The 20108-nt window shown below is 36.1% G+C and carries 12 protein-coding genes; 6 read left to right on the forward strand and 6 right to left on the reverse strand.

Features of this window, described 5'->3' with window-relative positions:
* Positions 1-79: 79 nt before the first annotated feature.
* Together HRU49_RS03325 and HRU49_RS03330 are read left to right on the forward strand one after the other, a co-directional pair.
* Positions 80-2545, forward strand: coding sequence for a T9SS type B sorting domain-containing protein (locus HRU49_RS03325; RefSeq protein WP_296354143.1), 2466 nt, complete (start codon positions 80-82; stop codon positions 2543-2545).
* 9 nt (positions 2546-2554) lie between these two features.
* Complete coding sequence (locus HRU49_RS03330; protein WP_296354145.1) at positions 2555-3268, forward strand: GDSL-type esterase/lipase family protein; 714 nt, start codon at positions 2555-2557, stop codon at positions 3266-3268.
* Here the strand turns inward: HRU49_RS03330 and HRU49_RS03335 are convergent.
* The 6 genes from HRU49_RS03335 to HRU49_RS03360 all read right to left on the reverse strand — a co-directional run bounded on the left by HRU49_RS03335 (position 3265) and on the right by HRU49_RS03360 (position 15346).
* Positions 3265-3579: an antibiotic biosynthesis monooxygenase gene (locus HRU49_RS03335; RefSeq protein WP_296354147.1), complete on the reverse strand. Its 315-nt coding sequence runs from the start codon at positions 3577-3579 to the stop codon at positions 3265-3267. The two genes, HRU49_RS03330 and HRU49_RS03335, sit on opposite strands and share 4 nt — an antisense overlap.
* Before the next feature lie 3 nt (positions 3580-3582).
* Positions 3583-4437, reverse strand: coding sequence for an SH3 domain-containing protein (locus HRU49_RS03340; protein ID WP_296354149.1), 855 nt, complete (start codon positions 4435-4437; stop codon positions 3583-3585).
* 79 nt (positions 4438-4516) lie between these two features.
* Positions 4517-10102 carry an MG2 domain-containing protein gene (locus HRU49_RS03345; protein ID WP_296354151.1) on the reverse strand — a complete coding sequence of 1862 codons (5586 nt, stop codon included), beginning with the start codon at positions 10100-10102 and terminating at the stop codon, positions 4517-4519.
* Between the two features lie 243 nt (positions 10103-10345).
* Positions 10346-11047 carry a DUF6090 family protein gene (locus HRU49_RS03350; protein ID WP_296354153.1) on the reverse strand — a complete coding sequence of 234 codons (702 nt, stop codon included), beginning with the start codon at positions 11045-11047 and terminating at the stop codon, positions 10346-10348.
* Positions 11047-14193 (reverse strand): glycosyl hydrolase, encoded by a 3147-nt coding sequence (locus HRU49_RS03355; protein ID WP_296354155.1) that lies wholly within the window; start codon positions 14191-14193, stop codon positions 11047-11049. The genes HRU49_RS03350 and HRU49_RS03355 overlap by 1 nt, the downstream gene beginning before the upstream one ends.
* Positions 14194-14233: 40 nt before the next feature.
* Complete coding sequence (locus HRU49_RS03360; RefSeq protein WP_296354157.1) at positions 14234-15346, reverse strand: isoaspartyl peptidase/L-asparaginase; 1113 nt, start codon at positions 15344-15346, stop codon at positions 14234-14236.
* A gap of 121 nt (positions 15347-15467) precedes the next feature.
* Between HRU49_RS03360 and HRU49_RS03365 the strand changes: the two genes are divergently transcribed.
* The 4 genes from HRU49_RS03365 to HRU49_RS03380 all read left to right on the forward strand — a co-directional run bounded on the left by HRU49_RS03365 (position 15468) and on the right by HRU49_RS03380 (position 20088).
* Positions 15468-17021: an aldehyde dehydrogenase family protein gene (locus tag HRU49_RS03365; RefSeq protein WP_296354159.1), complete on the forward strand. Its 1554-nt coding sequence runs from the start codon at positions 15468-15470 to the stop codon at positions 17019-17021.
* Between the two features lie 135 nt (positions 17022-17156).
* Positions 17157-18083, forward strand: coding sequence for an OmpA family protein (locus tag HRU49_RS03370; protein WP_296354162.1), 927 nt, complete (start codon positions 17157-17159; stop codon positions 18081-18083).
* A 23-nt stretch (positions 18084-18106) separates the two neighbouring features.
* Positions 18107-18628 (forward strand): hypothetical protein, encoded by a 522-nt coding sequence (locus HRU49_RS03375; RefSeq protein WP_296354163.1) that lies wholly within the window; start codon positions 18107-18109, stop codon positions 18626-18628.
* 89 nt (positions 18629-18717) lie between these two features.
* Complete coding sequence (locus HRU49_RS03380; protein WP_296354165.1) at positions 18718-20088, forward strand: DUF1800 domain-containing protein; 1371 nt, start codon at positions 18718-18720, stop codon at positions 20086-20088.
* Positions 20089-20108 lie beyond the last annotated feature (20 nt).

The raw sequence follows: 20108 nt of genomic DNA on the forward strand, positions 1-20108 counted from the left end.
AGACTATACAAAGGCGATTTTAATTACTATTTTAATGAAAAGATATAATGATTACTAAACAACTTATATATATTTAAACGTGCGTTATCATATCTTAGATCTTAAAGTACTCATAATTTTATGTGTTTTTTTCATATCGGGAAAAATTCATGCGCAACTTGGATTTTGTCAGGGAAATTCTGGTGATCCAATTTTTGTAGAAGATTTTGGTGAAGGTTTAAATGATGTAGCACTACCTCCTGGCACAACAACGTATACCTATGCTAATGGACAACCTCCGGATGATGGGTTATATACGGTAACGAGCTATACTAATTATTTTGATTGGTTTAGTATTGGCGATCACACCCCTAATGACACTCACGGACGAATGCTTATTGTTAATTCAAGTTTTAGTGCGGGGGAGTTTTATAGAACCAGTATAGACGGACTTTGTGAAAATACAACTTATGAATTTTCTTCATGGCTTTTAAATTTGGCGCCACTAAATGGATTTTGTGGAGCAGGAGCAATTCCTGTAAATGTGCGATTTGAAATTTGGGATAGTACAGACACTAATCTCTTAGCCTCTGGTAATACAGGAAATATTACAGGCACGCTCTCTCCAACTTGGGATCAATATGCCTTGGTTTTTCAGACCGTACCTAATCAAACCTCTGTAATACTGAAAATGATTAATAACAGTAGTGGCGGTTGTGGCAACGACGTTGCTATTGACGACATTGTTTTTAAAAGTTGCGGGGACTTAATCACTATTGAAGATAGCAATGGAGTCGATTCCGTAACCACATGCAATGCTGCAGCATTTACAGATACTATTACAGCCACCCCAGATTTTACAGTATTTAGCACGCATTTTTATCAGTGGCAAATAAGCACGGACGGCATAAACTGGACAGACATTTCTGGCGAAACCAACGCTTCAATAACGGTCGCTGGCATTACCACTACAACTTATTTGAGAGCTAAAGTTGCTGAATTTCAGGCTAACTTGAGTAATGAGGACTGTATTACACTTTCAGATGTTTATCAAATTTTAGTTATTCAAGCACCACCTCCACCTGTTTTAGAGTGTTGGGAATCTGCAAATTTTGATGATGTTACATGCAGTTGGTTCATTACGGGAACTCAACCTGCGGAGCCTACAGGACTAGAGTGTTGGGAGACGGCTATTTTTAATACCACCACGTGTGCTTGGGAAATAACAGGAACCCAGCCTACACAACCAATAACGGAGTGTTGGGAAACAGCAACATTTAACACTACCATCTGTAGTTGGGAAGTTATAGGAACACAGCCTTCAGAACCAACCGGATTAGCGTGTTGGCAGACGGCTAGTTTTAATACCACAACTTGTGTATGGGAAGTCACTGGGACGCAACCTTCAGAACCAACCGGATTAGCGTGTTGGCAGACGACTAGTTTTAATACTGCGACATGTGCATGGGAGATTACTGGAGCCCAACCAATACAACCAATACTTGCCTGTTGGGAAACAGCTATGTTTAGTACTACGACTTGTGCTTGGGAGGTAACGGGTACCCAACCTGCTGAACCCACAGGGCTACAATGCTGGGAGAATGCAGTGTTTAACATAACGACTTGCTCCTGGGAAGTTTCAGGGACGCAACCCGCTGAACCAATAGATTTGGCGTGCTGGGAATCGGCTGTTTTTGACACTAATTTGTGTTCTTGGCAAATTACAGGAACGCAACCAACAGAACCTGCTGATCTGCAGTGTTGGGAGACTACATTGTTTAATGCTGTAACCTGCCTATGGGAAGTTACAGGAACCCAACCCGAAGCACCAACAGATTTAGAATGTTGGCAAACGACGTCATTTAATGTGAATACCTGTTCTTGGGAAATTGAAGGAACACAACCTCAAGAGTTTAGAGACGAATTTAGATCTATATGTGAAGATAGTGACCTTAGCTTGATTGTCGATTCAACCATAAATAACCCTCAATTCCATTGGGATTCTGGTGAAACGTCTCAATCAATAACCATTCAGTCAGCAGGCACTTACGAGGTAGAAGTTACAGATGGTTGTTTTACCGAAATAATAACATTCATTGTTTCAGAAATAGCTAATCCAGAAATAGAGAGTATCGTTTCTGAAGGAAGTACGATAATTGTTACCCTTAGCAACCAAGGTAATTATCAATATTCGTTAGATGGGTTTACCTATCAATTCAGTAATATTTTCACCAATGTCCCAATTGGATTATACACGATTTATGTAAAATCAGATGAATGCCCTACCGTACTGACACAAGAGTATTTTCATTTTTTCATTCCTAAATTTATAACACCAAATAACGATGGCAAAAACGATTTCTTTGCGCTAAATGTAACACAATTCTTTACAAGTACAGAAGTCTATATATTTAATCGCTATGGTAAAATTGTGTATTCAGCCATTAATTCTAATGCGCTTTGGGATGGTACGTATGGGGGTAAAGATCTCCCTGCCTCAGATTATTGGTACCGTATTGTTTTAGATGGTACTGAAATTAAAGGTCATTTCACATTAAAGCGTTAAATTAGAGGCATGGTAAAAAATTTCATCAGAACAATAGGCGTTGTTGGATGTCTATTATTCCTTTTGGCATCGTGTTCTCCACTTAAAAGGTATGCTAACGCAGCAGCTCCCTGGGAACCTCATATAAAGCAATTAGAACTCAAAGATCAATATGAGAATATTCCTGATGATTATATTCTCTATTTAGGGAGTTCTAGTATTAGACTTTGGGATTCGATTCACCAAGATATGACACCATACAAATCTGTAAAACGCGGTTATGGTGGTGCTCATTTTTATGATTTAATTCATTTTACAGAACGCCTTGTAACACCACATAGAGATGCAAAAGCCATCGTTTGTTTTGTTGCCAACGATCTAACAGGTATTTGGGATAATCCAAAAACTAAGGTTACACCAAAGCAAGTGAAACGCTTGTACGTATATTTTACAAAACAGATTAGAGCTATTGCCCCCGATACTCCAATCTTCCTAATTGAAATTACACCAACGCAAAGCCGATGGAATATTTGGGATAAAACAGTTAAAGCTAATGATCTTATGGAGGCCTATTGTAATACCCGAAATAATATGTACTTTATCTCAACTTCAGAGCAATTTTTAAATGAAGAAGGATTGCCAAGAACTGAATTGTTTATTGAGGATCAACTGCATTTAAATAGAGATGGCTACAGACTTTGGTCTCAAATTATTAAATCGCATTTAGAGAAGCATTTGGATTAGGTATCTAAATTAAATTCATACTCGCGTTCTACTTTGCAAATACGAACGTTGTACCAATTGTACCATTGTTCGCGGCCTCTTTTTTGGGTTAATAAATGATCTGTATTGGCTTTCCAGTGTTTAATTGCCTCTAAACTTTCCCAATAACTTACTGTAATACCTACATCATTTCGAGCGCTATCTATACCTAAAAATCCTAGTTGTTTCTTTGCTAAGGATTCCATTTCTATTGCCATTTCGGAGTAACCTTTGGTATTATCTGTATGTGTTGACGTAAATATTACAGCAAAATATGGTTTAAAGTTTTTCATAGTTTATTTACCGTTGGGCATTTTAAATTCAATGATTTTTTTGGTGATATTATCTTCAAAATCTGTCAATATAAATTTAATAAAAACACGGTTTGTAGTCACACTTACTGGGAAGTCTTTGATGTTATTTATGGTTTTTACATAATTATACCAATCTTCGCCACACTTATCTACAACGTCATCTTTAAGATCTTTAGTGGCCGATTCAATAAAAGTAATCCAATCTTTTTCTGAATAAGATAAAGTCTCGTAGCTATTGGTATTTAGTTGCTTTAATGGTTTCCACTCGGTATCAAATTGTGTCCATTCATTAGTATTGCATTTGTTGTCTGCACTCATAAATGAAAAACTGTTTTCGTAGCGCTGAAACAAGCTTACTTGTTTATAATCATTATCTACCAATACTATAGTTTTTGCTTGTGGCGAATCACTTTCGTCAACATTGATGGTTGCTTTTTCATCAAATTTTAAGCTATGACTCCTTTTATAATCACTTGTAGCAACATTTTTTAATTCTGCTTTTAGGTGATCAAAATCTAGTCTAATGGTTCTTGCGATTTTATTTGGAGATAGATAGCCGTCAAACACATAACCAATATGATTTCTGGTTTCGACTTTTACCCACTTACCACTAATTTTTTCGCCAGCATCTAAGACCACTAAGTTCTTGTCTGTGTCTTCTAAAATACCAATGGCTTCACCATAAGCCAGTTTGGTTAACATTTTAGCACTGATATCTGGTTGGTCTCTTAAAGACAAACCACTTTCAGCGGCAACGTACGCTTCTTCATTTTGCGCAGTAATTACCGCTAGGTTGAACACCAATCCTAAGGCTAAAATCATTTTTAAATTTTTCATAATTTCTAAGTTTTAAATTGAACATTTAAGCGGTTTGTTCTCTTAGGATACTTGTCTGTCGACCGACAAGTTGTTTAGTTTATTTTTCTACGATTACCCATCGTCCTTTATTTCTTACTAAGTAGTCATCGTTATTATACATAGCTTCTGCTTGTGCTCCAGGTAAATAATAAGTGCCTAAGTAAGCAGCGTTGAGCATGACCGTAAATGTTTTAGTACCGTATTTTCCTTTTCTATTCATATCAAAATAGAAATTAACACGATCGTCTTTTATATCTGTGAATCTTGCTTGACTCACTGTAGTATCGCCAAAATCGGTAAATCGGGTATTCACAATTTCCCATCCTGAAGGAAAAATTTGAGTTAAGGCAACGTCATTGATATAGTCGCTAGTTAAGTTTGAAGTACTTACAGTTGCGACGAAGTCTTGACCTTGTTGAAGTTTAGATACATCAATTCTATTACCTTGTAAATCCTTATATATTGTTGAAATTGAGAACCCACGTTGCTCTGAGGATTCTTCTCCTAATTTTAGTTGTCCAGAGTTAAGTATTCGTAAATAAACCATGTTGTCTTTGCCATTAGTAAAACTCACTTTGTTGAAACCATCATTGATAGGGATACTGCGTTGCGCAATTCCGTTTTTGGTATCAATGGTTTCAGTTTTTCCGTTTACGTTATAAGTAACCTTAAGGTCTTTTCCTCCATTTTGCTTGATCATTTTCCCTAAGGCTAAGAGGCTGTAAGATGTAGTTTGAGTACTCATCCATTGATCAGTGGATAGTGATTTCGCAATTTGTTTTGCGATTTCTACTTTACTAGGATGATCAACTAATAACATGGTCTCTAAGGCCATGGCTCGGTTTCTATAAACAGAGCCGTAGGTATAACGATCTTCATCTTCTGATATAAAATCTATATTGGCCGATTTGACGATGGCATCGCTAGCTTCTTTTTGCCCGGCTAGTGCGTAGGCTGCGGCTAGTCTCCACTTGGCATTATTAGATAATTCTTCAAATTCACGCAATCTATTCATACTAGCTAAATCAGGACTGCCGGCTAAGGCTAATGTATAAAGGCGATAAGCTTGCGCTAAATCACTCTTACTATTGTGGTAGCTTGGTCTCCAATTTCTAGCAGCTTGCCTTTGATAATTTGTCCAATTGTTTTTGAAGCTTAATGGTAATACAAAACCTCTTTTCTCTGCTTCCATCATAAAATGTCCAGCATAAGTCGTTCCCCAATCATTCGCAGAATTTTCACCCATCCAATAGCCTAGTCCTCCTGTAGCATTTTGAAAACGACCTAATTTATTAATGGCAATTTCTATATTATGTTTAATTTCTTGTTTCTTTTTATCTGTTAAATCAAATACATCTGCTAAATATAATTGTGGGAAGATGCTAGAAGTTGTCTGTTCTACGCAACCATGTGGATAACGAATAAGGTATTCCATACGTCTTGAGAAATTCATTGGTGGAAGTGTCGAAAATTCTATGGTTGCATGATTGCTATCAGGCACTCCAAAGGTCGAAAACTCTATAGTGGTATTACCATTGGCTTGCAACTCTCTATCAATAACACGCGAGGTTATTGGATTTGGATTTACCACATCGATTTCTACTTTATAGGTTGACTTTTCTCCATTTCCAGAAGCAATAACTTCTATGGTTTTAATACCTCGTGCTTTAGTAACATCTAATTCAAAATAGGCCATTTTTTCGTCTGGCTTATTAAACTGAAGATTTTGTGTTGCCTTACCTTTTACAGTAATGCCATCGCTTAATTTTAAGGATAGATTTACGTTTTTGACCTTATCCTCCATAGCAAAAACAGTAACTGGTAGCGTTACTTTTTCTCCTGGACTGAGTTTACGCGGTAAAGAAGCTAAGACCATCAGAGGCTTTTTTACTTTCACTGATTTTTCAATACTTCCATAAGCTTCTTGATTGTTGTTTCCCGCAACAACCATGGCACGTACGGCCCCAACATAATTTGGCATTTTTAACTGATGGGTCTTTGTCTGCCCTTTTTTAAGTAAAAATGGTCCGAGATAGGTCACTACGGGTTTAAAACGATTCGCTTTTTTGTTTTTACCCTTAGCTGCGGCACCGTCACCTCCAATAGCGTAGACTTGATCTATGCTTCCAGAATAGGCGCCAATGACATCATCAAAAATATCCCAAGTTTTTACACCCAATGCTTCGCGAGCATAAAAACTATTCCATGCATTTGGTGTTTTAAACCGGGTTAAATCCAAAAGGCCTTCTTCAACTACAGCAATGGTATAGGTCATTGATTTATTATTTTTTTCTGAAACTTTTATATCATAGCTGGTTTCTGGTCTAATAACATCTGGCATACTAATCTGAGGTTCTAAGCGTGTCTCTGGATTTTCTACCATCATTGGTATAACTCCGTATAATCTTATAGGTAAATCATTGGAGATAATGGCATGTGGTTGTAATAATGAGATATTGACAAATACATTTGGCGCCATTTCTGAAGTAACAGGAACCTTAACTATTGTTTCTCCTGGTTTGGTTTCTACCCATTGATGTTGTAACACTTCAGTACCATTTTCTATACTCACTAAAGCTCTTCCTTCATGGCCAGAAGGGAAGGTAAGCATCGCTGTATCACCGACGTTATAAGTTTCTTTATCTGTTGAGAAGACCAACATTTTTGCAGCGTCCTTGTCTCCTGTTGATGTGTTAGACCACCAATTTCTGTAGAAATAGGCTGTTCTTCCTGTGGCATGCCCACTTGCAGGATCATAAACTCTAATTAAGTAGCGACCTCTTTCAGTTTCTGGAATATTAATTTTAAAACTTCCTTTTCCGTTGGCATCTGTTTTAATTTCAAATTGTTGTACTGGTCTGTGATAACTACTAGAAACGTAACTCGACAAATTATCATAAGAGGCGTTCCACCACCAGCGCCACTCAATACGATAGACTTTAACTTCTAATTTATCACTTTTGATGGGTTGACCATCTGCAGTGACAGTTGTTACATCAAAGGTGTGGTTTTCATCTGTATTGAAGGATCCGTAGTTATTCCCTTTTGGGGAACGTAATCCTACAAAACTTTCATAAGGAGCAAAAGGTATACTAAATGCATCTAGAGAATAATCACCACCATTCTCAAATGCTCTTACCAAAAATTGAGCATTCAACATTCCAGGTGCATTGTCTCCAACATTAAGATCTGAATCTATTTTGGCCTGACCTTCTGCATCTAAATTGCCCTCAAAAACATTAAACTCCTCAATATTAAAGGTTTTTGTAGGATCATTAAAGACGTAGTTATGATATCCTTTGAATCGTGTTGTGCTTGATGTAAATTTTGCCTTAACCTCAGCTTTAAGATTTTTAGCTGGTGCACCATGTAACCAAGCGACATTAAGATCTCCTTGAAGTGCCTTTTTTATTTTTAAGATGTCATCTTTAAAATCGATATTTATTTTAAGTCGGTTGGGTTTAACTGTTTCAATTTTTAAGGTTTTTGAAAACTGTGCTCCTCCAACAGAGATGTTAGCGTTGTAATTTCCTGTTTTAAAGTCTGCAGATGTTGGGACTTTAAAATCATAAAAGTTATTTGTGTTGTCAATAGATACATCACGGTAAACCAACTTGCCAACAGGATCAGTAACCTCTAATTTTACAGGATGACGCTGAGGTAATTTATTAGCCTTATCGTTAAGAACAAAGGTTAGAAATAAACTATCGCCTGGTCGCCATATTCCACGTTCTCCATATAGGTAACCTTTAAGTCCACGTTGCAATCGGCTTCCAGAAACATCAAATTTACTAAGAGATAGTGCGTTACCATCAAACAGTTTTACATAGCTGACACTTTCACCCTTCGAAACGATAGCAAATGCTGCTCGTTTTTTGGCATCAATTTCTACAATACCATCCGAATTGGTAATACCCTTAGCTAACTCTTGTTTTTGGTAATTGTAAAGCGCAACCTTAGCGCCAGATTCTGGATTTGTATTTAAAATGTTGGTAACAGCAAAAAAGTAAGTATTATCGTTGCCTTGTTTGGCAATAACTCCTAAGTTTGATCCTATAAGATTAATTGCTACTGTACGACTTCCGTAATTAAAATAAGAGTCTGTACAAGGATTGTTTCTATCACGATATCTATAATTGGTGTCACGGTAACTGTAGGTAAGATTATCCCAATACCGTTCTTCTCTTAAATTGGCTTCTTCTTCAGAAATATCTTCTGTGGCATAAAAGTCTTCCTCGTAGTAATCATCATAATATTCTTCGTAATAGTCATCTTCAATTTCGGTAGTATTGGAATCTGAAGAGCAGTCGTAAAGTGAATAATCTTTTTTAAAGCTAAGTTCTACTCTGTAGATGGCTCCTGGATCTGCCTTCAGATATTTGGATAGATCAATACTATAAGCTTTCCACTTCCCTGTGTTTTGATTCGCGTTTTGTATTAGAGTAATTGTCTCTTTAGCAATGCGGCGCCCAACATGTTTTATATGATACTCGTTGTTACTGTTAATGTTATTTTCTTGAAGAAACTGTAATACATTGTCTTCAAATATTTTGATAACTCTAACATCGACCTTGCTTAAATTAACGGCTTCAAAATTAAATTTTAAGTCTTTGGAATTTGGTAAAATAGAGCCATTACTAATTAAACGAACTTCTGGTTTTAATTCTTCGAAAGTGAGGGTTTGGGTAAATGATTTTTTTAGTTTGAAGCCATCAGTGTTTTTAATACCAGTAAAAACATCTACTCTGATATCTCCAACCAGTTTATTGTCTGGATATACTTTTAAAACGTTTCCATCAACGATATATCTTGGGTTTTTTGCATTTTGAATAGTAACCAATCCCGAAAAATTTTGTTGTTTTTTTAAGGGGTCTGAGAAATTAATTGAGAGGTATTGTTCAGGGTTTTGGTAGACATTAGTTTCAACAATGCTAAAGTTGTTTTTTCCAGGAATGGTAATGAAATTCTCTCCTTTATTTGCGGCTTTAATAGCATTACCATCCCAACGAATATCAATTTTACTGTCTTCAATATTGCGCTTAATACTATCAATACGGAACTCGAAATAACGTGATGGTTGCGTTACATCCAACCAAGCTATATTGAGTTCTCTTTTATCCTGTTTTGCAGTAACGAGTTGCTTAGCATCATTTAAGCTAATCACATCCGATGAACGTAATTGTCCTAATACATACTGCCATTCCTTGCTATAGGACTGCAAGTCATTGGTCATAATAGTAAAACTTGGAGTTATCGTTTTAAACTCAAAGGTGTAACTGCTAAATTCTTCTGGAATGTCTTTATAGATATTACCTAGTTTAACGGTAACGCCATATGTTGTTGCTGGTTCTAAGGCTTCATCTGGCGTAAATAATAGTGTATGTTTATTCAGTGTTTTTAATGCGCCTTGTATATAGGGCTGTGTTTTAATTAAACCAGCATCTAACTCTTGCTCTGCGTCCCAACCCTCAACCTCTTGCGCAAGATTAATCTTAATAGGTGATTGTACTGATACGACTCCTGAAGTTGTATAACTTATATAATCTCTGTATTTAAAGATATTATCTGTTATTACAGGCTTTTTTTTACATGAAATAGCGGTTACAATTAGAGCTAGGACGACAAGGTGCTTTTTGATCTGCATAATTGGTGATGGTATTAAATAAAACTTCAGTAAAAAAGAAGGGTAGGTGCTTTTTTGTTAAATAATTACGCCAGTTTTCAAATGTTTAGATTTTGGACTGCTGTTAAATTGTTCTTAAAGTTACAAAAAGGTGGCTTGAGGAGACTTTATACACTACAAAAGTTATTGTGACCTTTTGAAGTTAATATTCACAGTTGTCTATGCATTTTGGCGCTTGCTATTAAGAAGCTATAACAGGTACTTTTATCTTTCAAGTTGTTCTGTAATTAAAGAATCTACAAGGCGAATTTGGCGTAATGTACTATTGAATTGATTCGAAATTTCCCTATCTATACCTAATAGAATATTAATGTCATTACGAAATTTTAGAGATTTAAATTTGTCATAATTAATAATTTCCCCGCTATTAAAATCTACATCAGCCTTTATGGTATTGAAGAAATCACTAAATCTAATATCTATTCCTTTGTTTGAAATTGTTTGAAGATCGTCTTGAAATCCTTTTAATATGGCCAGTTCTTTCGTAATATCAGAGGCATTACTTTCGTGAGAATTAATATAGTTTACTATATTGTTTTGATTAAAAGAGTAGGATGTACATCTCATAATTTCTGCAAGGTAATCTTGCAAACTATCTTTGTGTAATTTTAAATCACCATTTTTTAAAAATGTATTGAAACGGGTCATTAATTTCGGTAAATTTTCTCTGTATGTTGAGTCTCTTTTAACCTCTCCTAAATTAATGGTGTTCTCTTCTTGGAGTTTTTCTAAAAGAATAATTTCATTTTTCTCTTTTTTACGATTTTCATTCCAATTGTTAATACCAAGAGCAATTAAAATCCCAATCACTACTAACAGAATTTCACCAATAGCGTATTTAAAATATGTAACCATTTGATTTGAGTTGATTAGTGAGCGACGAATATGACGAAAGAATTTTATCATTAATTTTTTGCATCAAGTATTAGTGCCGGTAAATTCAAAGATTTATACAGTCTGTTATAGGATTTCATCTCATTATTTATAATGGCATTGTATTCGGTTTTATACACTTGCCAATCGTTTAATAAATCCTGAAATCGTTCTTTTGCACCGCTAGTAACCTTAGGGTTGGCTTGGTCTATATATCCCTTAAGATTAATGAGTTGCGCATTAAGTTTGTTATTAAAATTAATAACATCCTGAAAGGTTTTTTGCTTTTCTTGAATTAAATTTTCTTCCCAATTATTTATGCGCTTTATCAAAGCTTCACCCTTTTCAATCAAAACTACTGCAGTCTCACGGTCTTTAAGTAATTTTGTATAACCTTCAAGTTGTATTTTAGCAGATCGCATTTGGTTAACCGATTGATGCATGTCTTTTAAGATATTTTCAACTTGAACCAAAATACCTTGTTGTTCCATAAAATCTTGTGGATTAGATTCAATAGCGGGATTAGGAAGAATCCTAGCTTTAGTCTCTACACTTTTCCCTTCTAAAGTCAATCTTAATGTGTAATTTCCTGGTGCCACACTTGATCCTGACAGACCACCAAAAACAAAGACATTATCAATAGCTGGGATATCCGCTCTATTAAAATTCCAAGTAAATCGTTGATATCCTTTTTTCGAAGGTAAAACTTGAGGTGCATTGGGTCCACCTGGCCAGGATTTAAAGCCTTTTGGTTTTTTGTTGGTATAGGTTCTAATCACTGAACTACCATCTAAGACTTCAAGTTTTAAGTCAAGTGTATCAGCATCTTTATCTAGATAATAATCGAAAGTGACTCCAGACCTTGGATTTTGTCCCTGTCCAACAGCCTTAGATACACCTCCAAAAATACGATAGCTTGACTTTGGTTTAAATAATTCTAAAGTCTTTTGATTGGTGTTTAGTTGTTGCAGGAATCCTAAATCATCCAAAATCCAAAAACCGCGACCAGAAGTGGCTGCGACTAAATCGTTATCTTGAATGATAAGATCATTAATGGCCACTATCGGCATGCCTAAATTAAGACGTTGCCAGTTTAATCCATCATTAATAGAAACATACATACCAGTTTCGGTACCAGCATACAATAAGCCTTTTCGTTGTTTGTCAGCCCTAATTACACGAGCAAATCCGTTTGGATCATCAAGACCATTTATAATTTTAGTCCAAGATTGTCCGTAATCTTTAGTTTTAAAAATGTAGGAGTTGAGATCCAGTGATTTGTAACGCATTACGACCACATAAGCAGTTGCTGGATCATGTTCAGAAATATCAATGCTATTAATAATACCATCAGAGATATCACTTGGGGTGATATTTTGCCAACTCTCACCTCCATCTTTGGTAATGTGTAATAAACCATCATCTGTACCTGCGTAAAGCACACCTTCTTTATGCTGAGACTCGACCAATGCTGTAATGGTATTGTAGTTTTCTCCTCCTGCAGCTTCATTAGTAAAAGGAGCACCGCCAGGTCCATGCTTGTCAGTCTCATTTTTTGTAAGATCTGGACTAATTTCTGTCCAAGTCATACCACCGTCAGTTGTCTTAAAGACTACATTCCCTGCATGATAAATAACGGATCTATTATGAGGAGACGAGATAATTGGTGCATTCCAATTATAGCGATATTTTGAATCTTTTGGCGCAATACTAAGACCCAATTCGGGATATTCTTTAATGGATTTTTGTTCTCTGGATGATTTTGTCCATTTACTTATATTTCCTTGGTAGGTACCACCATAAACTGTTTCTGGATTATCTGGGTCAAAGGCTAAAAAAGCACTTTCTCCACCTGCGACAGAATACCAATCTTTCCAATCTATACCACCATCATTTGTGCGGCTAGCAATGGCGATAGCAGAATTGTCTTGTTGACCACCATAAACATTGTAAGGCACTAAATTGTCGGTTATTACCCGATAAAATTGGGATGTTGCTTGGTTCTGTTGTGTACTCCAACTGTTGCCACCATTGAATGAGATATTGGCCCCTCCATCGTTAGAGTTTATGAGATTAGTATTGTCTTGAGGGTTAATCCATAGATGATGATTATCTCCATGTGGAACGGGAATGTTAGAAAAGCTTTTTCCTCCATCGATAGATTTCATAACAGGAGCATTTAGAACGTACACTGTATTTTCATTTTGAGGGTCTGCAAAGATTTCCATATAGTACCATGATCTGGCAATGTTAACTCGATTGTTATTGACTTGTTTCCAAGTTTTACCAGCGTTATCAGATCTATAAACGCCTCCTTTCTCACCTTCTGCCTCAATAACTGCAAATACACGTTCAGAATTTGCTCTAGAGACTGAAATACCCGATTTACCAAAGGCCATAGGTAACCCTTTCTCCATCTTATTCCAAGTCTCACCACCATCAACAGACTTGTAAAGTCCCGAATGTTCTCCACCTGATTCTATGAGCCAAGGGTAGCGACGATGTTGCCACATCGAAGCATACAGAATTCGAGGGTTATTCATGTCCATTGTTAAAGATGAGGCTCCAGTTGTAGAATTAACAAAGAGTACATTTTGCCATGTTTTTCCCCCATCAACGGTCTTGTAAACTCCCCTCTGATTTGTTGGTGCATATTGTGCTCCTTGAGCAGTGACATAGATAATGTCTGGATTAGTAGGATGAATAACTATATCTGAGATATGATATGTTTTTTCCAAACCAAGATGTGTCCAAGTTTTTCCAGCATCCATGGATTTGTAGACACCGTCTCCCATGGATGTCATTACTCCACGTGCAGCATGTTCGCCCATACCTACAACTACAATATTGGTATCACTTTCGGACACAGCTATGGATCCAACAGATCCAGTTTTAAAGAAACCATCAGATATATTTTCCCATGTAATTCCTGCGTCTGTCGTTTTATAAACTCCACCACCTGTAGAACCCATATAATAGGTTTGAGGTTGATTAATAACTCCTGTTGAGGTCACACTACGACCTCCTCTAAATGGTCCAATATTCCGCCATTTTTGACCGTGGAATAAAGAGTCGGAAAGAATAATTTCAGGATTACTATTTTTTTTCTTGCGCTTTTGAGCTGTTATACTTATTGGAATTAATAAGATGCAGAGTATTAGACTTTTTACTAGTTTCATATTAAAGGTATCGGTTGGTGTAAATAAATTTTTTTAGGGTTTATTGTTCATATATTCCAATTGATAATTCACCTTTATCGTTCATTGTAGCTCTATACATTCCTGCGGTATTAAAGTCGGCTACCATATTTCCATCTTTATCTACGGCAACAATGCCTCCATCACCTCCTAAAGCTTTTACCTTATTTAGAACCTGACGTGCAGCGTCTTTAAGACTTATGTTTTTGTACTCCATAAGGGCTGAAATATCATGAGCAACCTGAGCTCTTATAAAGTACTCTCCCCATCCTGTACTTGATACTGCACATGAGGCATTATTAGCGTATGTTCCACTTCCAATTATCGGAGCATCACCAACTCTTCCATAGCGTTTGTTGGTCATACCTCCCGTAGATGTTCCAGCAGCCAGATTGCCATTTTTATCCAATGCTGCGCAACCTACGGTTCCAAACTTTGCATTTTTAATATCCGCATCATAAAAATCTAAATAAGCAGATTCAGTATCTACTTTACCTGCTGCTTTAGCTTCTCTTTCCTTAACACGTTTAAGAGATTCTAATCTTTTGTCTGTGTGGAAGTAAGATGGATCTACCAAGGTTAATCCTTGTTTTTCTGCAAAGGTTTCTGCACCTTTTCCTGAAAGCATGACATGCTTAGACTTTTCCATAACAGCTCTAGCCAAATCAATTGGATTTTTCACAATTGTAGTTCCTGCTGAGGCTCCAGCATTGAGTGTTTTACCGTCCATTATAGAGGCATCTAATTCATTAGTTTCAGCATTTGTGAAAACGGCTCCTTTCCCGGCATTAAACAGTGGCGAATCTTCCATAACATTGATGGTTTTAGTTACCGCATCTAAACTACTTCCTCCATTTTTCAGAATTTCGTAACCCACACGAATGGCCTCCTCAAGTTTAGCCTTATAAGCAGCTTCTTTTTCTGGTGTCATGTTCTTTTTTAGGATGGTTCCAGCTCCTCCATGAATTATAATCGCGAATTCAGGCGTATCGGTTCTGTTTAATCTGTCTATTCTTACAGAAGTAGATTTATCTGCCCGTTTCATATTTTCGGGATTGTCATCTGGATTGGGAACTAATTCTCCACAGCTAAAAACAATTAAAATACATAGAATTAGAGGAAATATTTTTTTCATGATGGCTTAGAATTTTTGTGTGCTCTAAAGTTACATTTTTAGAGTGCTAGCTTCAAGTAAAACTGACAATTTATTAGTAATTTTGTGCCACAATTTAATAATTCATAAAAAATACACATATATGCAAGTAGTTGCTAAGGATTTCGGAATAAAAGAGGCTTTAGAACAATTAGGAGTTAAAGACATAAACCAGGGAACTTCAACTGGGTTAACGGACTTTTCAAATGGTGAGCTCATTGAATCTTTTTCTCCTGTAGATGGTCAGTTAATTGCCAAGGTAAAATCTTCAACAAAAGAAGATTATGAAAAAGCTATGTCCTCAGCGACTGAAGCTTTTAAAACTTGGCGTATTATGCCCGCCCCGCAACGAGGTGAAATTGTTCGGCAATTCGGTGAAAAGCTCAGAGAAAAGAAAGAAGCTTTAGGTAAGTTAGTGTCCTATGAAATGGGGAAATCATATCAAGAAGGATTAGGTGAGGTACAAGAAATGATAGATATCTGTGATTTTGCTGTTGGATTATCGCGACAGTTACACGGCCTAACCATGCACTCAGAGCGACCAGGACATAGAATGTATGAGCAATATCATCCGTTAGGAGTTGTAGGAATTATTTCGGCCTTTAACTTCCCAGTTGCGGTTTGGTCATGGAATACCGCATTAGCATGGATTTGTGGTGATACTTGCATATGGAAACCGTCTGAGAAAACACCCGTTTGTGGTGTGGCTTGCCAGAATATTATTGCTGAAGTTCTAAAAGAAAACAATTTACCTGAAGGTATTTCTTGTTTAATTAACGGGGATTACAAAGTTGGTGAAATGATGACTAAAGATACCCGTGTGCCTTTAGTTTCTGCTACAGGTTCTACAAGAATGGGTAAAATAGTAGCGCAAGACGTGGCAGCCCGCTTAGGGAAGTCTTTACTAGAATTGGGAGGAAATAACGCTATTATTGTAACTCCAGATGCTGATATTAAAATGACAATTATTGGCGCTGTTTTTGGTGCTGTAGGTACTTGCGGTCAACGCTGTACGTCAACTCGCCGCTTAATTATCCATGATTCAATATATGACAAGGTAAAGGATGCTGTGGTAGATGCCTATAAGCAATTACGAATAGGGAATCCTTTAGATGAAAACAACCATGTTGGTCCTTTAATTGATAAAGATGCAGTAAAAATGTATGAGAATGCATTAATTCAAGTTGTAGAAGAAGGCGGAAACGTTGTTGTTGAAGGCGGAGTGCTTTCAGGTGAAGGCTATGAGTCAGGTTGTTATGTAAAACCATCTATTGCAGAAGCAGAGAATTCAATGAAAATTGTTCAGCACGAAACATTTGCACCAATATTATACTTATTGAAATATTCTGGTGATGTAAATAATGCTATAGATATGCAGAATGATGTAGCTCAAGGCTTGTCTTCAGCAATTATGACGAATAATCTTCGCGAAGCAGAACGTTTTTTATCTCATGCTGGTTCTGACTGTGGTATTGCCAATGTTAATATCGGAACCTCAGGTGCAGAGATTGGCGGTGCTTTTGGCGGCGAGAAAGAAACTGGAGGTGGGCGAGAGTCTGGGTCCGATGCTTGGAAAATCTACATGCGTCGTCAAACAAATACGATTAATTATACAACTGAATTACCACTAGCACAAGGAATTAAGTTTGACTTATAGATAGTAGTTAAATATTCAAATATATTGAAGTCACATTGTAAGATGTGACTTTTTTGATTTTAGAGTTTCAGATTAATTGTAAAAGTTGTTAAAAATTTAATATATTAATAGTCAATAACTTAAAAACACTAACTAATGAGTAAAAAAACATCTTACCTTTTAGGTATTTTACTTACTATCATTATTGGTACCTTAATGTATTGCTATTTATGTGATGGTTGTTATTGCTATCCGAGTAGTGAAACAGAAGCGGACATTACCAATACTGTTGAAGAACCTGAAGTTATTCCAGCAACCCGAAATGCATTTGCTATTTCTGATGCAGATGGAGACTTCAACATTAAAGTTAACGATAACTTTAATTTTAAAATATCGAACTTTTCAATTTTAGAACCTATTTCTAACGATGTGACTTCTGAAGTCACTAGATTGAAAGATTATCTTGTAACCAATCCTTTAAAACATATTGATATTACCGGATATTATCGTAGTGATGAAACCAATAATTCGGCCTATCCTAATTTAGGTTTGGCAAGGGCGAATGCGGTAAAAAAATATTTGACCGCTTATGGCATTCCTGCAAAACAGATTAATACATATGGTGAATTGGATGATGCTATGAATCCTGATGCTACTAATACTTTATTTGGACCATTAAAATTCGGTATTATTACTTTGGAAGAAGATCACAAGGATGAAGCATTAGAAGCGGCATGCGATGCTATTAGAAAGACCCCTGTAGTACTATACTTTAATACAGGTCAAGCTCAAATCAATTTGACAAGCGAACAACGTCAGAAGATAGCAGATATCTCACGTTGCGTAGATAAATTAGGAATTAAAGTAAAGGTTGTTGGTCATACCGATAGTACAGGTAATGCTGAAAATAACGTCATACTTGGACAACAACGCGCAGATTTTGCTAAAAGCTACTTAGTTAGAAATGGAATTCTATTTGAGAATATTGATGCTACATCAAAAGGGCAAGCTGAGCCTATTGCAGACAATGCAACAGATGGTGGAAAAGCAAAAAACAGACGAACTGTAATAACAATTAACTAACAAATTTAAAATATTATATAATTATGAACTGGTGTATATTAATCCCATTACTTGTAGGTCTAATAAGTGCATTATTAGGTTATTTACTAGGACGTCTTTTTAGAGGCGGTAATGATGATAGTGATAGAATCGCAAAATTAGAAGCAGACCTAGAGGCCTGTAAAAATTCTAGAACATCTTTAGAAGCAGATTTAAAGTCTGCAAATGCTGATTTAGCAGCGGCATTAGCTTCAGGTGCAAGTACAATACCATTTGACGCAATGGCAGCTAAAGCAGTTTTTGGAAAGAAAATAGAAGAAAATGATTTAACTATTGTTGAGGGTATTGGGCCTAAAATTCAAGAGTTATTTCACAAGCACGATATTATGACATGGAAAGCATTGTCTGAATGTTCTGTAAATAAATGTCAAAGTGTTTTAGATAGCGGAGGTGACCGTTTTAAAATTCATAGTCCCGGTTCATGGCCAGAACAAGCTAAAATGGCTTATGAAGGGCGTTGGTCTGATTTATTAAAATGGCAAGATGAACTCGATGGTGGAAAATAAGTAAAATTCAAAAACCGTTTCTAAATAAGAAACGGTTTTTTTTTAATCACAGAGATTAAACCATTCTTAATAGATTGAGTCTAATGAGCATGACCTATAAAGAAATACAGCATTTATATTGGAGGGCAGGCTATGGTCTAAAGCCAAGGGAATTGCAGTATCTATCTACGTTGAGTAAAGCAGTAATAGTTGATGATTTATTCAAAAAGTCTAAAACTATAGTTCCCTTAGAGAAAGATTTGTCATTTATAAAAGATTTTCCTCAAGATAAATTAAAAGTTAATAAAGAATTACGTCGCAAGTTTAACAGACGAAATTTTGAGGAGACTAAAATTTTAAACATAATCTGGTTAAAGCGATTAGAAACTACACCAAGGGTGCTTAGAGAACGTATGACTTTGTTTTGGGCCAACCACTTTGTTTGCAGAGATATGACTACGAGCCATATTCTGCAGTTTAATACAACGTTGAGGACACATGCATTAGGAAATTTCAAAGACTTTCTAAAGGCCATTTCCAAAGAGGCCTCAATGATTAAGTACCTTAATTTAAGACAGAATAGAAAAAGTAGTCCAAATGAAAATTTTGCGAGGGAACTCTTAGAGTTATTTACACTTGGCGAAGGGCATTATTCAGAGAAAGATATTAAGGAATGTGCAAGGGCTTTCACAGGTTATAATTATGAATTCGATGGCACATTTAGATTGGTTAAAAGACAGCATGACTTTGGACAAAAACAAGTCTTTGGACGACAAGGAGATTTTAATGGTGATGACATTATCGACATTATTTTGGAGAATCGGCAATGTGCAGTTCATATCTGCGAAAAAATATATAGCTATTTCGTAAACACTAATTTAAATGACGATCATATTGAGAAAATGGTTAAAGTTTTTTATAGTAATTACGATATTGAAAAACTGATGCGTTTTGTGTTTTCTTCGTCATGGTTTTACAATAGTGAGAACATTGGCACCAAAATTAAATCACCAATAGATTTAATTGTGGGAATACAGAGAATGGTACCAGTTCACTTTACAGAAAAGCGAGAGCTTTTTAAACTGCAGACCTTGTTGGATCAGTTTTTATTAGATCCGCCAAATGTGGCTGGATGGAAAGGTGGTAAATCTTGGATTACAACAAATAGTCTTTTATTAAGAATCAAGTTGCCATCGATGATTTTGGAAAAAGAAAGTTATTCCTTTCAGACAAGAGGTGAAGAAAGAAACTCGAGAATAGTTTCTGTTAAGAATAAATACCAAGAAAAATTAACGGTTGACGTGGATTGGAAAGCATATAGACGTAGTGTTAAGAAAATTTCATTAGAGTTACTAAGAGAATCTTTGATTCTGAGTGATATTAATAAAGGTACTCAGTATTATGTGAATAAGATGGGTCTAAAGCCAAGTAGAAAGAATCTGGTAAAACTTATGTCATTGCCGGAGTATCAGTTGTGCTAAGAAACAGGAGATTAAATTAT

Origin of the sequence: Winogradskyella sp., from assembly GCF_013213975.1 — a bacterium.
Lineage (GTDB): Bacteria > Bacteroidota > Bacteroidia > Flavobacteriales > Flavobacteriaceae > Winogradskyella.